The organism is Paenibacillus sp. 3LSP, from assembly GCF_032465655.1.
In the GTDB taxonomy this organism is placed as follows: domain Bacteria; phylum Bacillota; class Bacilli; order Paenibacillales; family Paenibacillaceae; genus Fontibacillus; species Fontibacillus barengoltzii.
Genome location: NZ_JAWDJI010000055.1, coordinates 1 through 14,349, shown reverse-complemented (window position 1 = coordinate 14,349; position 14,349 = coordinate 1). Strand labels below are relative to the sequence as shown.

Below are 14,349 nucleotides of genomic sequence, written 5' to 3'. Positions count from 1 at the left end.
GGGTTGGAACAGCACATGCCGCCCCGCCGGCCAAGCCCGCATCGCCGCCAAGGCATGAGCCGGCGGCGGAAGTGGCCGCCGCTCGGGAGAAGACGAGCGGCGATGCCAGCAGAGGGCGTCCCCGTTCCGTACGCCCTGCAGGGGAGTTCACCGATCTCGTTGCGATCGGTACTTCAACCGGGGGCCCCAAGGCGCTTAAAGCCGTCTTGGAGAAAATCCCCGGGGACTTTCCGGCGCCAATCGTCATCGTGCAACACATGCCGCCAAACTTTACCAAGTCGCTCGCTCAGCGGTTGAACAGCTTATGCGAACTCAACGTCGTTGAGGCAGAGCAAGGCCAGGAGCTGCAAAGTGGGACGGCATACATTGCTCCGGGAGGTTTCCATATGAACGTCGTACCAAGTCCGACAGGCGGTTATCGCGTCCATTTGACGACCGACAAGCCATGTAACGGACATCGACCTTCGGTGGACGTCTTGTATGAATCGCTGCTCCCGCTGCAAGCACTGAAACGTCATGTTGTACTGCTAACGGGGATGGGCAGCGACGGGGCGAAAGTCATGAAGCGGCTTTATGACGCTGGTGTGACTTCCACTATTGCCGAGAGCGAAGAGACGTGCGTCGTATTCGGTATGCCGCGCTCGGCAATCGAACTGAAATGCGTCAGCCATGTATTACCGCTATACGAGATTGGCCCTAAGCTTGTACAAGAAGTAGCTAAAAAAGCCAGCTTGTAAAGATCCTAACCCTTTTTTAGCTCACCACGAAAATGAGTTATTAACGGAATCTCTTGGAGGAGGTGCCTCACCATGGACATGAATCAGTATTTATCCATGTTTATCGATGAGTCGAACGATCATTTGCAATCATTAAACGAAAAAATGTTGGAGCTGGAAAACAACCCTGAGGATATCAGCATCGTTCAAGTCATCTTCCGATCGGCGCATACGCTGAAGGGGATGGCAGCGACGATGGGGTTCGAGGATTTGTCCTCGCTCACGCACCAGATGGAGAACGTGCTGGACCTCGTCCGGAACGAGAAGCTGAAAATGCAGGAGTTTATCTTCGACACTCTGTTTAAGAGCTTGGATGCGCTGCAAATGATGGTGCAGGACATTACCCAAGGCGGCGAAGGGAAAGCGGACGTCAGTGAAATCGTTGACGCGCTGCAATCCATCGTACGCGGGGATTTTGCGGAAGGCGGAAGTGCGGCGGCAAGCAAGCCGGCAGCAGGTGGATCCGCGGCGAACAGTGCATCGGCCATCCAACTGGATCAATATCAATTTTCCGTCTTGGAGCAGTCCATCACGGAAGGACATAAAGTGTTGTACATTGAAGTGGCGATCCGAGAGGATTGTCAATTGAAAGCAGCACGCGCCTACCTCGTCTTTGATCTCCTGGAACGATTCGGGGAAATCGTGAAGTCTTCGCCATCTGTACAGGATATTGAGCAAGAGAAATTTGATCGAAGCTTTTCCCTTTATTACATAACTCAAAAAGATTCTGCCGAGATTCAAAGCATGATTATGAATCTGTCGGAAATCGATACGGCACAAGTTGCAGCGCTGGATCATGAAACTTTGGCACAACTGAATGCCGGTTCGAAGGAGGCAGCTGCGGCAGCCGAAGCTGCAGCGCCAGCTCCTGCTCCAGCTCAGACCAAAGCCCAATCCGCTCCAGCTAAACCAGCTGCAGCACCTGAAGCAAAAGCAAATGCTCGCCCAGCTGGAGGTGCCTCCGCTCCTGCCCGTACAATTCGGGTAGATATCGACCGGCTGGACGTGCTCATGAATCTGCTCAGCGAATTGTTGATTGACCGTGCTCGCTTGGAGCAGCTGGCTACCGAAGTCAAACGAAGCGACTTAACGGAAACCGTTGAGCATATGAGCCGTGTCGGCAGCGACTTGCAGAACATCGTGTTGAAGCTGCGGATGGTTCCGGTCGATACCGTGTTCAACCGCTTCCCGCGGATGGTTCGCGACCTGGCGAAATCGCTCGACAAGAAAATCGATCTGAACATCGTAGGGGCCGAAACCGAACTGGATCGCACGGTCATCGACGAAATTGGAGATCCACTCGTGCATTTGCTTCGGAATGCCGTCGACCATGGGGTAGAATCTACGGCTGAACGGATTGCTGCAGGCAAACCGGAAACCGGGACAATTCAGCTGCGGGCTTTCCACAGCGGCAACCATGTCTTTATTGAAATCGAAGATGACGGACACGGCATTGACCGTAATAAGGTTCTGCAAAGAGCGCTTAAGAACGGCATCGTCAAGGAGAGCGAAGCTGCCTCGATGACGGACGAGCAGGTGTACATGCTCTTGTTCGCTCCGGGCTTTAGTACAGCCGAGGTCATCTCCGATATTTCTGGACGCGGGGTTGGACTTGACGTCGTCAAATCCAAAATCGAATCCTTAAGCGGCGTCGTTTCGGTGGAATCGAAGCTGGGTGTCGGCACGAAATTTTCCGTACAGCTTCCACTGACTTTGTCGATTATTTCGGCGATGCTCATTAAGGTTGGGGAAGAAAAATATGCGATTCCGTTATCCTCCATCGTCGAAACCGGCTTAATCCGGCGCGACCAGATTCGAGAAGTCCACGGTTATACGATGGTAGCTTATCGCGATACCCATATTCCTTACATGTCGCTTGCGAAGCTGTTTGACATTCCGGGCTTCTCTGAGAGCGATGAAGAGGAAACGGAAATCGTCGTGATCCGCAAAGGCGATCGGCTAGCTGCCCTAGCGATTGAAGATTTCATTGGCCAAAGCGAAATTGTCATTAAGAACCTGGGCAAATATCTGCCTTCGATTCAAGGGGTTGCCGGTGCAACGATCTTGGGGGATGGTCAGGTAGCGCTCATCATCGATCCAAACGCCTTCATTAAATAAGGTCAGTTATACACTCTAAGGGAGGGTTTCCACATGGGAGAGGAATTAAAAGTTATCGTATTTAAGTTGGGGCATGAAGAATACGGGATCGACGTGGACAAAGTCCAAACGATCGAACGCATGATGCCGATCACGCGCGTTCCGAAGACCTATTCATTTGTTAAAGGCGTGATTAATCTGCGCGGCGTCGTCATTCCGGTGATCGATTTGCGCGGCCGCTTTGGATTGCCGGAGACGGAATACACGGATCAAACCCGGATCATTATTGTCTCGGCTAATGAAATGGAGGTTGGTTTCATCGTTGACTCTGCTAATGATGTGATCGACCTGAATACCGACTTGATCGACTCGCCGCCGGATGTTGTTGGCGGTATCAAAGCGAAATATCTGCATGGGGTAGCTCGGATTTCCGAGGATCGGCTGTTGGTGATGTTGAATTTGTCGGAAGTGCTCAGCCGGAAGGAAATTATTCAATTAGAAAGCTTAGAGGGCTAATACCGTGGATTTGTTCAGAGGGTTCGAAGACTTCAAAATCGATATTTTGAAGGAGGTCGGCAATATCGGGGCGGGAAATGCCGCTACGGCTTTGTCCAAGCTGCTGGACAAGCCGATCGATATGGCCGTTCCGATGGTCCAAATGCTCCCGTTTGAAGCGATTGCGGATCGTGTTGGCGGCGCGGAAAACTTGGTGCTGGCTGTATTCTTCCGAGTAGAAGGCGATGCGCCGGGCAATTTGTTTTTCATCCTAAGCCCGGAAGCGGCGAAGAAGCTGCTGACTCGCTTGGCCGGCATCACGGTGGATAATGGTGAAACCTTCTCTGAGATGGAATGGTCGGCGTTATCGGAAATCGGTAATATTTTAGCCGGCTCGTATTTATCCTCGCTCGCCGATTTCACCTCCTTGCAAATGTCGCCTACTGTACCTGCTTTAGCTCTAGATATGGCGGGTGCGATCTTGAGTTACGGACTCCTGCAATTTGGTGAAATGGGGGATTCCGCCCTGCTGATCGACACGAAATTTATTGAAGGTCAAGATGAGGTGGAAGGTCAGTTCTTCCTCATTCCGGATCCGGATTCATTCGCCAAAATTTTTGCAGCGCTTGGAGTACCAATTGATCATGATCGATGAGCAGTACGTCGTCAAGGTAGGCATGGCCGAGTTGAATGTCATTACTCAGCAGGGATTGATACGTACAACCGGCCTAGGCTCCTGTGTAGGATTAACCTTATACGACCCGCAGCTTAAAATTGCCGGTCTTGCGCATGTGATGTTGCCTTCCTCGGACATCGCCCGGGAAGGGGCGTTAAATATCGCTAAATATGCAGATACAGCCATTCCGGCACTCTACCGGAAACTGCTGGATCTTGGTGCAGGGCCAAGCCGACTGGTAGCCAAGATGGCTGGAGGATCGCAAATGTTTACCTTTGCCGGCAGCAATGACACCATGCGGATTGGTCCACGTAATGTGGAGTCCTGTAAAGAGCAGCTGTCTGAGCTCGGCATTCCATTGCTTGCAGAGGATACGGGCGGCAATTACGGCCGAACGATCGAACTGGACAGCATGACAGGGATCTTATATGTGCGAAGTGTACAAATGGGGATAAAGGAATTGTAGCCATGCCAGGAAAATTGAGATATTACTTGTTGTCGGGCTTTATCGGTTTTCTAATTACGTATGCCGTTTCGGCAGGAAACAATTTGTTCATGACCAGCTTTGTACGAGGGCTTATTTCGTTTGCCGTTTGGTTTCTGTTGGCGTTTGCGGCCAACTGGATGTTGGGGTTCCTGAAGGAAATGCCAGGGGATTATGCTCCTGCTCCGGAGGTTGACCACGCATCTGAGGAGGGCAAGGGCACGAATCTCGACTTGCTGACGCCGGACGAAAGCGAGCAGCTCAATGATCTGTTAAAGCCAACTCCGACTGCTTCGTATGTGGAGAAGCAATTTGCGCCGCTAAATCCGCCAAAATTAGTGAAGACACCTGACGGCAAAGATCCTGAAGAGCTGGTTAAGGTCGTTCGTCACCTGACAGAACAATAAGGAGGGTGAAGGCAATTGAACGAGCGGAAGACATCCACTCTAAATCATGCCGACCTTTGGGAAAGTTGGAAAGAGCACGGTGATTTAGAGGCCAAGAAACAACTTATCGAGAAATATCTGCCCATTGTCGACTACGTTTCAGGACGTCTCGCTGTCGGTTTGCCCAAAAACGTATCCAAGGACGATCTCGCCAGCAACGGTGTTATGGGATTGATCGATGCGGTCGAAAAGTTTGACTACAAACGGGGACCTCAGTTCGAAACCTACGCATCTTGGCGGGTACGGGGGGCGATTTTGGACGGCCTGCGGCAAGGGGACTGGGTTCCCCGATCCGTGAGAGAGAAAGCCAAGAAAATCGAAGAAGGTTATCAACATTTAGAGCAGCAATATCTCCGCTCCGTCACTGACGCTGAGATGAGTTCCTATCTCAATGTAAGCGAGAAGGAATTTCAAAGTATGCTTCAGGAAGTTGCCGTGATGACCCTATGCTCGCTGGAGGATCCTATCCGCGAAGAAGAATCGGAGACTCGTCTTACTTTACTCGTTGACGAAAAGGCAAAAAACCCGGATTATAAGGTTAGGGAGTTCTATCTTCGTGAATCCCTTGCGAAAGGGATTGAGAAGTTGACCGAGAAGGAACGTACAGTAGTCTCCCTACTCTATTATGAGGATTTATCCTTGAGCGAAATCGCCGAGGTCATGTCTTTGTCACCCTCGCGAATTTCGCAATTACATTCTAAGGCGATTTTGCGCCTTCGGGGCAGCTTAGAGAAGCAGCGTGATCTGTTACTGGCTGAAGACTGACGGAGGATCTTATAACGAGTAAATGGATGAGGGGGACGGCTTCGTGGAGCTATTGGATGATTTAAAGCAGATCTTAAGCGTGACACTGAACGATGATAAGACGGTAGCTTATCTGCAATTTATGAAGAAAGAAGATGAATTTTCCTGTACATCTGATACACTGCTTCACTTCCTGCAAAGCGAAGGCATCAAGTATGGAATTCAGGAGGATATCGTCAAGCGATTTGCAGCGAATCCTAAGGAGTACTTTTTCAGTAAAACGCCGATCGCGATGGGACAAGAACCGATTCATGGGGAAAACGGGTTTATCCGCTATGCCGTCCCCATCGACGAGGAGAATCAACATCGACCTGTTGAAACGGAAGACGGTAAAGTTGATTTAAAGGATATCACGCGGCTTAATAACGTCCGTAAAGGGCAACTCATCGCAGAACTGGTGCCTCCGGTTCCGGGACGCAACGGAACGGCGGTAACGGGCGAAGCGATTCCTTGCCGCGAAGGTAGAGAGGCGCGGTTCAAGGTCGGCAAGAACGTCGTGGTAAACCCGGAACAGACCGCAATGTATGCCGCCATCGACGGGCTGGTGACGCGGACGGAGAAGGGGAAGCTTAATGTGTTCCCGGTCTATGAGATCAACGGGGACGTCGATTACGGTGTTGGAAATATCGATTTTGTCGGAACGGTTGTTGTCCGCGGGAATGTGCTGTCAGGCTTTCGCATCAGCGCTGCCGGGGACATTCGCGTCGTTGGCGGAGTAGAAGGAGCCGAGTTGATTGCTGACGGATCTATTGAAATTTCCGGAGGCATCATCGGTTATAACAAAGGACTAATAAAGGCGGGACATAATGTAAAAAGCTCGTTTATCCAAGACGGCAACGTCCAGGCAGGAGAAGATGTTATCGTATCGCAGAGTATTATGCACTCCAACATTCGCGCCGGTCGGGACGTCATTTGTAGCGGTGCCAAAGGTTTGATCATCGGGGGAAATATCCAAGCCGGCGAGAAAGTGGTCGCGCGGATTATTGGCAACCCGATGTCGACAACGACTTCGATCGAAGTAGGCGCTTTGCCGGAACTGCGTAACGAGCTCATGGAGCTGCGTCAGCAGATCAAGGATCAGATGGCCAACTTGGACAAGACGGAGAAGGCGCTTACGCTGCTTGATCAGCTGGCTTCCATGGGTAAATTGCCGCAGGACAAGCTCGAGATGCGTTCGAAGCTGAATATGACCAAGAAATCGAACACCCAGGAACTGAACCTGATGAAGGAACGCATTCTGGCGATCGAGAAGGCACTGGAGGATACGGGGAAAGCCCGGGTTGATGTCCTTAAAATGATATACGGCGGTTCCAAAATCGTCATTGGACGATATACCAAGTACATTAAGGAGCCCATTTCGCGAATGACTTTCTATTTTAGCGAAGGGGATATTTCTATGTCTCCTCTCATCTAGACCTGGTATGCCAAGGAAGCTTTTTCGATTTACCCATTCCCTTCGTTGAATCATGAGGTGATCCCATGAATATGAAACCCGTGGAAATGCAAATCGCAGTCCCTCGGACAAGCGAGGCGGGGCGTGTACAACATGATCAGCAGCAACGGCCTCTTCATGACCAAAGTCTGTTATCGCTTCAAGGGTTAAAGGATAGCGAGATTGAGCGCCGGCGCAGCGCTAACGTTGATGAGAGTGCTCATAATACGACGGTAAAGCGCGAAGGGAAAGGTTCTTTCACATCGGAGCAGGAACACGGCAGCTCCCAGGACAAGCCGGAAGAGCAAGGACAAGGACATCATAAGGCGGAACATCCTTATAAGGGCAAGCATATCGACTTGTCTTTATAAAGGAGACCACATGAACGCAAAGGGTGAGGATTAGATTGTCATTTGGAGAGCCTTGGTTTTACATTGTGTTGCTTGGGGCAGCTGCGCTTGTCTATGCCCTGCTGTTGCCAGGACGCCAAGCAGCGGCACCCAAAGCGGAAATGGCCAGTGAGCTGGAGGCCACTTTGGAGCAGTACATGGCGGAAATCGAAAATGAAAACCAAGAATTAATTGATATGGTTGCGAAGATGAAGCAGGATTTATCCTCCAAACAGTTAGCTCAGCAGGAGCAGATTGCCGAGTTGCGTCAACGTTTGGGGGATGCAGAAGCTTACGCCAAGCAAACGGAAGCACGCCTTGAACTTGTGGAGCAAAACTTGAAGGAGAATCCGATTCATGCTGCATCCTCAGGGGCTGTGGATGCCCCGCTAGTTATCCAACCTCAACTTGAGGCTGCGGTTGCTGCGGAGTCCGATCATTTGCCTGCAGAACCAGCTCCGGAACCGGATGAACCGGAGCTGCCGCAACAAGATCTGGTTCGGGATCGTTATCCCGAACTGTTCGAGTTGTATGACAAAGGGAAGTCGATCGATATGATCGCCAAAGCGACGGGCTTACAACGTGGGGAGGTTCAGCTGATCCTGCAACTGGCCAAGAAGGAGGAGTCCCGATGATGAAAAACCGCCAGTTTATGCTTGGTTTGGGGTGCGGACTCATCGCCGGGGCTTTACTGCTGCAGCTTATGCTGATTGGACAAGGCAGCAAAAATGATCTCCAATCGAAGGAGGAAATCGAACGCGCTGCCGTGCTGGCCGGTTTGAAGGTCGTGGAGGCGGATCAGGAATTGTTAACGGAAGAGGAATGGTTGGAGCGTTCCGGGCAATCATCGGATTCGGCTGGAAATGAGGGTGATAACGATGATGCAACACCGGCGGATCCTAATCAGCCAGATGCACCTGCGTCTCCGAAAGCTCCTGACGCTTCAGAAGCAGGGGAAGGATCGGCATCTTCTGATCCCAATGCCGGAGGAACGAACGAGCCCGCTGCTCCAAACCCGCCACAACCAGCGACAGTGGAATACAAGATTGTGGCTGGGACAACGCTGGAAGGCGTAGCTCAAGGCCTGGAGCAAGCCGGGGTAATTGAGGATCAAGATGCGTTTCTGAAAACTGCAATCAATAAGAAAATCAACCGCAAGGTTCGCGCAGGCACCTATACTTTTCAAGTTGGCGAAAGTTATGATTCGATTATTTCAAAAATCTCCATAAAGGCTTCCGGAAGCAAATAAATAGATGTATAAAAAGGCGCCTGAGGCGCCTTTTTATGTTGCTGTCATTTTACGTCAAACTTTGGTTGCATCCCTATTTTAGTTATGGTATATTAATTGACGGTGTTATAACGCACGCAGGATGATTTCGCTAAGGGTGCTCGCGATTGAGGGAGTCTTAGCGGGAAATGAAACCTGCGGAGGAAGCATCAAAAAAACCAAACTAGGAGGTGCGTGAAGATGGCAGTAATCTCCATGAAACAACTGCTTGAAGCAGGGGTTCACTTCGGTCACCAGACTCGTCGCTGGAACCCGAAAATGGATCGTTATATCTTCACCGAAAGAAACGGAATTTACATCATTGACCTGCAAAAAACGGTCAAGAAAGTGGAAGAAGCTTATAACTTCGTAAAAAGCATTGCTGAAGAGAATGGCACCATTCTGTTCGTAGGCACGAAGAAACAAGCTCAAGATTCTGTTAAAGAAGAAGCTGAACGCGCTGGTCAATTCTACATTAACCAACGTTGGTTGGGCGGTACGCTGACGAACTTCCAAACGATCCAAAAACGGATCGAACGTTTGAAACAACTTGAAACTTGGGAAGAAGACGGTACTTTCACGGTTCTGCCGAAGAAAGAAGTTATCATTCTTCGCAAAGAGAAAGAACGTCTTGAGAAATTCCTGGGCGGGATCAAGAACATGAAGAGCTTGCCAAGCGCTCTGTTCGTAATTGATCCTCGCAAAGAACGTATCGCAGTTGCCGAAGCTCGTAAATTGGGTATCCCAATTGTAGGTATCGTTGACACGAACTGCGATCCAGACGAAATCGACTACGTCATTCCGGGTAACGACGACGCGATCCGCGCCGTAAAACTGTTGACGGGTAAAATGGCGGATGCCGTGATCGAAGCTCATCAAGGCGAACAAACGACGGCTTAATGGCTTTGGCCATACGCTAAATCGATAAATTAAATGAAAAGGGTGGTTGGTAGGTGTCAAACCTCTCACTACCCTTTTTTTAAAGGAAATGGACGGGATAGAAGCTTCTGCAGTACGATCTTATTCCATCTGCAGATGGTTTTATGCCTACACAGTTACAGGGGATATCCCCGATATATCGATATGGAGGGAATTAAACATGGCTGTTGATGCAAAATCGGTCAAAGAACTACGTGAAAAAACCGGCGCGGGAATGCTGGACTGCAAAAAGGCGTTGGAAGAAGCTAACGGCGATATGACGAAAGCTGTTGAACTCTTGCGTGAAAAAGGTCTGGCTGCTGCAGCGAATAAAGCTGGCCGGATCGCGACAGAAGGCGTTGTTGAATCTTATATCCATGCAGGCGGCCGTATCGGTGTTCTGGTTGAGATCAACACAGAAACAGACTTCGTTGCGAAGAACGAACAGTTCAAAGAATTTGCACGCGACGTTGCAATGCATATCGCTGCGATGAGCCCTCGCTACGTTCGTCGTGAAGAAGTTCCACAAGAGGAAATCGAGAAAGAGAAGGAAATTCTGAAAGCTCAAGCGCTGAACGAAGGCAAACCTGAAAAAATCGTTGAAAAAATGGTTGAAGGCCGCATCGGCAAATACTACGAAGAGTTCTGCTTGATGGAACAAGCTTTCGTTAAAGACCCAGACAAAACGATTGAGCAATTGCTGAAAGAAAAAATCAGCACGATCGGTGAAAACATCTCCATCCGTCGTTTTGTTCGCTACGAACTGGGCGAAGGTCTGGAAAAGAAAGTGGACAACTTCGTAGAAGAAGTTATGTCCCAAGTGAACAAGTAAGCAAAACGATCTCACATACATGTGAAGGAAAGTTGGAACACGCCGTGTTCCTTCTTTTTTAACCCGCGAAAGAGTTCAATGTGGAGGTATACATTTGGAACAGCCAGTGTTTAAACGTGTTGTCTTAAAGGTTAGCGGGGAGTCATTAGCCGGTCAAAACGGTTACGGGATCGACGCTGATACGATCGCATCCATTGCCCAACAGGTGAAGGAAGTCGTCGAGTTAGGCGTACAGGTTGCCATCGTATGCGGCGGCGGCAACATTTGGCGCGGGATTGCCGGGAGTGCCAAAGGGATCGATCGCGCAACGGCGGATTACATGGGAATGCTCGCGACCGTAATGAATTCCCTGGCCCTGCAGGACGCACTTGAGCAAATCGATGTGCCAACTCGGGTGCAAACCTCGATTGCGATGCAGCAAATTGCCGAGCCTTATATCCGGCGCCGGGCGATTCGTCACTTGGAGAAGGGGCGGGTTGTGATTTTCGCGGCGGGTACGGGTAATCCGTTCTTTTCCACGGATACTACTGCAGCGCTGCGCGCAGCTGAAATTGAGGCAGAAGTCATCCTGATGGCAAAGAATAAGGTGGATGGCGTTTACTCCGCAGATCCGTTTGTAGATCCAAACGCGGTGAAGTACGAATCTCTCACGTATTTGGATGTGCTGAACAAGAACCTTGGTGTCATGGATTCTACGGCGTCCTCGCTGTGCATGGACAATGATATTCCGTTGATTGTTTTTGCGATTACCGAACAAGGGAACATTAAACGCGTCGTTCTCGGTGAAAAAATCGGGACGATCGTCAAAGGGAGTGTAGATTAATGCCGCAAACGATTAAGAAACATGCCGAAGAACGCATGGAGAAAGCGATTCAGGCGCTGAGAAGAGATCTTTCGACGCTGCGCGCCGGTAGAGCTACGCCTTCGCTGCTTGATCGCATTCAGGTTGATTATTACGGTTCGCCGACGCCAATCAACCAGTTGGCCAATATCAACACGCCGGATTCCCGGACGTTGCTGATCCAGCCTTGGGACAAATCGTCGCTATCGGAAATTGAGCGGGCGATTCAAAAATCCGATCTCGGATTAACGCCTGCAAACGATGGTTCGTCTATTCGCTTGACGATTCCTGCCTTGACGGAAGAGCGTCGGGTCGAACTTGTGAAGATGACGAAGAAATTCGGTGAGGAAGCGAAAGTGGCGATCCGCAACATTCGCCGCGATGCGAACGACGACATCAAGAAGCTAGAGAAAACCGACATTTCTGAGGATGAATCGCGTCGGCATCAAGAAGACATTCAGAAAACGACAGATAAATTTATCGCGGAAGTGGATAAGGTCCTCGCTGCGAAAGAAAAAGAGATCATGGAAGTCTAAGAGACAAAAAGCTGCCCCTCCTATTACGGTGGGGTTTTGTCTCTTTTTCATCATCGGCTGGAGGAAAAGGAATGATCAAGTTATTTCAACCTTGGCGGAAAAAGAAAAATCCTGGGGCATCCGTCAGCCTGTCCCCGGACAATATCCCGAAACATGTTGCGATTATTATGGACGGGAACGGAAGATGGGCGCGCAGGCTTGGTATGCCGCGAATCGTCGGCCATCGATCGGGGATGAAAGCGGTAAAGCGGGCAACGATCGCTGCTGACGAACTTGGCATTTCCATTTTGACGTTGTATGCTTTCTCAACGGAAAATTGGAAACGGCCGAAGGATGAAGTGGACTATTTGATGTCGCTTCCGCAGGAGTTTCTGGCGATCGAGCTGGATGAATTGGTTGAAAAGAACGTCCAGGTTCGCATGATGGGACATACGGATGAGCTGCCCGCGCATACGATTGCGGCAATGGAGGAAGCGATTGAGCGGACGAAGCACAATACCGGCTTGATCTTGAATTTTGCTTTAAATTACGGCAGCCGTCGCGAGATTACGGAAAGCGTCAAGGGGATTGCGAAGGCTGTGCAATCCGGGGAACTGTCGGTGGAGGACATTACGCCAGAGACGATTGAATCCCGGCTGTTATCCGCCGGGTTGCCTGATCCGGATTTGCTGATTCGTACGAGCGGAGAGCTGCGGTTAAGTAACTTTATGTTATGGCAAACGGCGTATAGTGAGCTTTGGTTCACGGATATCCTGTGGCCGGATTTCAGCAAGGAGCATTTGGTTCAAGCAGTGGCGGAGTATCAACGCCGCACGCGGCGGTACGGCGGATTAACCTAGCGATGGAAGGTGTAGACTGGTGAAACAGCGTTTGATAACGGGGATCATTGCCGGCGGCTTTTTCCTCGGAATGTGCTGGCTTGGCGGAACTCTCTATCATGTACTCATTATGCTTATGGCGCTCATCGGATATTACGAATTCGTACGTATGACGCGCATCCCAGCATTCCAGGGCACGGCCATCCTGGGTTATTTAGGCGTGGTTTATCTTACGTTTCCGTGGCGGCTGCTTGAGATCGACCGACCGCTGAGCGATATGGCGGTGCTGTGGTTATTTATGCTGTTCTTCCTTGCGGTAACCGTGATCAGTAAGAACGAGATCCCAATCGGTCAAATCGCCCTGCTCTATCTTGGGATGGTTTACGTCGGCATCGGATTTGCGGCGATTGCAGAAACACGCAATACACCCGACGGTCACGGCTTATTCTGGACGTTTCTGATGCTCGCGTCGATCTGGAGCAGTGATGCAGGGGCTTATTTTGCTGGACGGCGGTTTGGGAAGAATAAGCTCTGGCCTGCGATCAGTCCGAATAAAACCGTTGAAGGGGCGCTGGGCGGCGTTTTGCTGGCGGTCATCGTTGCGGTGATCTTTGCGCTCGCTTCCGGCGGGTTGCTTACGATTGGACGAGCCGTCCTGCTCGGGATATCTGCGGCAGTTGTCGGCCAATTTGGCGACTTGATCCAATCGGCTTACAAGCGTGTATATGGCATCAAGGATTCCGGCAATTTGTTGCCGGGGCACGGCGGAATTTTGGACCGGTGCGATAGTTGGGTTACGGTATTCCCGTTCATACATATCCTAACCCTTCTTCCTTAAGGTGGATTTAAAATCGGCTTTCCATCACGAAGCGAAGTCAGGGAAGTGGAAGCGGCGTCGAATCTTGAACTCAGCCGGGCCTTCCGTTGCTCACGTACATCCCATGTACGCTGCGCTACTCAGTCCCTAGCTTCATTCAACCTTCTCGGTGCTGAAAACCCGACTTTAAATCATTGATTAAACGGATGGATTAAAAATCGGCTTTCCATCACGAAGCGAAGTCAGGGAAGTGGAAGCGGCGTCGAATCTTGAACTCAGCCGGGCCTTCCGTTGCTCACGTACATCCCATGTACGCTGCGCTACTCAGTCCCTAGCTTCATTCAACCTTCTCGGTGCTGAAAACCCGACTTTAAATCTTTGATTAAACGGATGGATTTAAAATCGGCTTCCCATCACGGAGCGGATTCATGGACGTGGGTTCGGCGTTAAATTTCGATTTCATCCAGGCCTTTCGCTACTTGGTGCTGAATAGCCGGGCTTACGGACACCAGAGACCTTATTGGAGTAACAAAAAAGGGTTTGAAAAGCTAATGGACCTCAGTGACCTTATTTGGGTAAAAGACACTAAGTCAGATGCATTAGATCGCAAATAAAGCCCCTGGAGTCCGTTGCTATGAACGTTTTTGTCAAGCCCTCGGTTTTAAATCTGCCTGAGCACGTGGCGCGAGAGCAAAAATGCGAGCGACGGTCGGCACGCTGC

General features: G+C 50.4%; 17 protein-coding genes. All 17 read left to right on the top strand.

The window, feature by feature from the left end:
• Positions 1-737, top strand: a 737-nt coding sequence (locus RW092_RS03770; RefSeq protein ID WP_316009580.1) for a CheB methylesterase domain-containing protein, incomplete at its 5' end; no start/stop codon positions are given.
• A gap of 72 nt (positions 738-809) precedes the next feature.
• The gene (locus RW092_RS03765) at positions 810-2,894 is read left to right on the top strand and encodes a chemotaxis protein CheA (RefSeq protein ID WP_028539379.1); all 2,085 of its coding nucleotides are present in this window, start codon (positions 810-812) and stop codon (positions 2,892-2,894) included.
• Positions 2,895-2,927: 33 nt separating this feature from the next.
• Complete coding sequence (locus RW092_RS03760; protein WP_016312426.1) at positions 2,928-3,389, top strand: chemotaxis protein CheW; 462 nt, start codon at positions 2,928-2,930, stop codon at positions 3,387-3,389.
• A 4-nt stretch (positions 3,390-3,393) separates the two neighbouring features.
• Positions 3,394-4,023: a chemotaxis protein CheC gene (locus RW092_RS03755; RefSeq protein ID WP_016312425.1), complete on the top strand. Its 630-nt coding sequence runs from the start codon at positions 3,394-3,396 to the stop codon at positions 4,021-4,023.
• Positions 4,013-4,510: a chemotaxis protein CheD gene (locus tag RW092_RS03750; RefSeq protein WP_028539378.1), complete on the top strand. Its 498-nt coding sequence runs from the start codon at positions 4,013-4,015 to the stop codon at positions 4,508-4,510. The genes RW092_RS03755 and RW092_RS03750 overlap by 11 nt, the downstream gene beginning before the upstream one ends.
• Before the next feature lie 2 nt (positions 4,511-4,512).
• Positions 4,513-4,935 carry a hypothetical protein gene (locus RW092_RS03745; RefSeq protein ID WP_316009579.1) on the top strand — a complete coding sequence of 141 codons (423 nt, stop codon included), beginning with the start codon at positions 4,513-4,515 and terminating at the stop codon, positions 4,933-4,935.
• Between the two features lie 15 nt (positions 4,936-4,950).
• On the top strand, positions 4,951-5,739 hold the full coding sequence (locus RW092_RS03740) for a FliA/WhiG family RNA polymerase sigma factor (protein WP_316009578.1): 789 nt from the start codon (positions 4,951-4,953) through the stop codon (positions 5,737-5,739).
• Between the two features lie 43 nt (positions 5,740-5,782).
• Entirely contained in the window at positions 5,783-7,192 is a 1,410-nt protein-coding gene (locus tag RW092_RS03735) for a flagellar assembly protein A (RefSeq protein ID WP_316009577.1), read from the top strand.
• Positions 7,193-7,257: 65 nt separating this feature from the next.
• On the top strand, positions 7,258-7,581 hold the full coding sequence (locus RW092_RS03730; RefSeq protein WP_316009576.1) for a hypothetical protein: 324 nt from the start codon (positions 7,258-7,260) through the stop codon (positions 7,579-7,581).
• Positions 7,582-7,616: 35 nt separating this feature from the next.
• On the top strand, positions 7,617-8,234 hold the full coding sequence (locus RW092_RS03725) for a hypothetical protein (RefSeq protein ID WP_316009575.1): 618 nt from the start codon (positions 7,617-7,619) through the stop codon (positions 8,232-8,234).
• On the top strand, positions 8,231-8,848 hold the full coding sequence (locus RW092_RS03720; protein WP_316009574.1) for a hypothetical protein: 618 nt from the start codon (positions 8,231-8,233) through the stop codon (positions 8,846-8,848). The genes RW092_RS03725 and RW092_RS03720 overlap by 4 nt, the downstream gene beginning before the upstream one ends.
• A gap of 219 nt (positions 8,849-9,067) precedes the next feature.
• Positions 9,068-9,766 carry a 30S ribosomal protein S2 gene (gene rpsB / locus RW092_RS03715; RefSeq protein WP_016312417.1) on the top strand — a complete coding sequence of 233 codons (699 nt, stop codon included), beginning with the start codon at positions 9,068-9,070 and terminating at the stop codon, positions 9,764-9,766.
• 199 nt (positions 9,767-9,965) lie between these two features.
• On the top strand, positions 9,966-10,616 hold the full coding sequence (gene tsf, locus RW092_RS03710; protein WP_016312416.1) for a translation elongation factor Ts: 651 nt from the start codon (positions 9,966-9,968) through the stop codon (positions 10,614-10,616).
• A 94-nt stretch (positions 10,617-10,710) separates the two neighbouring features.
• Positions 10,711-11,439, top strand: a complete 729-nt coding sequence (pyrH, locus tag RW092_RS03705) for a UMP kinase (protein WP_016312415.1) — start codon at positions 10,711-10,713, stop codon at positions 11,437-11,439.
• Complete coding sequence (gene frr / locus RW092_RS03700; RefSeq protein WP_016312414.1) at positions 11,439-11,993, top strand: ribosome recycling factor; 555 nt, start codon at positions 11,439-11,441, stop codon at positions 11,991-11,993. The genes pyrH and frr overlap by 1 nt, the downstream gene beginning before the upstream one ends.
• A gap of 71 nt (positions 11,994-12,064) precedes the next feature.
• Complete coding sequence (gene uppS / locus RW092_RS03695) at positions 12,065-12,832, top strand: undecaprenyl pyrophosphate synthase (protein ID WP_016312413.1); 768 nt, start codon at positions 12,065-12,067, stop codon at positions 12,830-12,832.
• 19 nt (positions 12,833-12,851) lie between these two features.
• On the top strand, positions 12,852-13,649 hold the full coding sequence (locus RW092_RS03690) for a phosphatidate cytidylyltransferase (protein ID WP_127576471.1): 798 nt from the start codon (positions 12,852-12,854) through the stop codon (positions 13,647-13,649).
• The last annotated feature ends 700 nt before the right edge of the window (positions 13,650-14,349 follow it).

Bases quoted from the DNA above. Each gene is read 5' to 3' on its own strand.
- uppS (WP_016312413.1), top strand. From the start codon at position 12,065: ATGATCAAGTTATTTCAACCTTGGCGGAAAAAGAAAAATCCTGGGGCA.
- RW092_RS03760 (WP_016312426.1), top strand. From the start codon at position 2,928: ATGGGAGAGGAATTAAAAGTTATCGTATTTAAGTTGGGGCATGAAGAA.
- RW092_RS03720 (WP_316009574.1), top strand. From the start codon at position 8,231: ATGATGAAAAACCGCCAGTTTATGCTTGGTTTGGGGTGCGGACTCATC.
- rpsB (WP_016312417.1), top strand. From the start codon at position 9,068: ATGGCAGTAATCTCCATGAAACAACTGCTTGAAGCAGGGGTTCACTTC.
- RW092_RS03765 (WP_028539379.1), top strand. From the start codon at position 810: ATGGACATGAATCAGTATTTATCCATGTTTATCGATGAGTCGAACGAT.
- frr (WP_016312414.1), top strand. From the start codon at position 11,439: ATGCCGCAAACGATTAAGAAACATGCCGAAGAACGCATGGAGAAAGCG.
- tsf (WP_016312416.1), top strand. From the start codon at position 9,966: ATGGCTGTTGATGCAAAATCGGTCAAAGAACTACGTGAAAAAACCGGC.
- RW092_RS03730 (WP_316009576.1), top strand. From the start codon at position 7,258: ATGAATATGAAACCCGTGGAAATGCAAATCGCAGTCCCTCGGACAAGC.
- RW092_RS03750 (WP_028539378.1), top strand. From the start codon at position 4,013: ATGATCGATGAGCAGTACGTCGTCAAGGTAGGCATGGCCGAGTTGAAT.
- RW092_RS03745 (WP_316009579.1), top strand. From the start codon at position 4,513: ATGCCAGGAAAATTGAGATATTACTTGTTGTCGGGCTTTATCGGTTTT.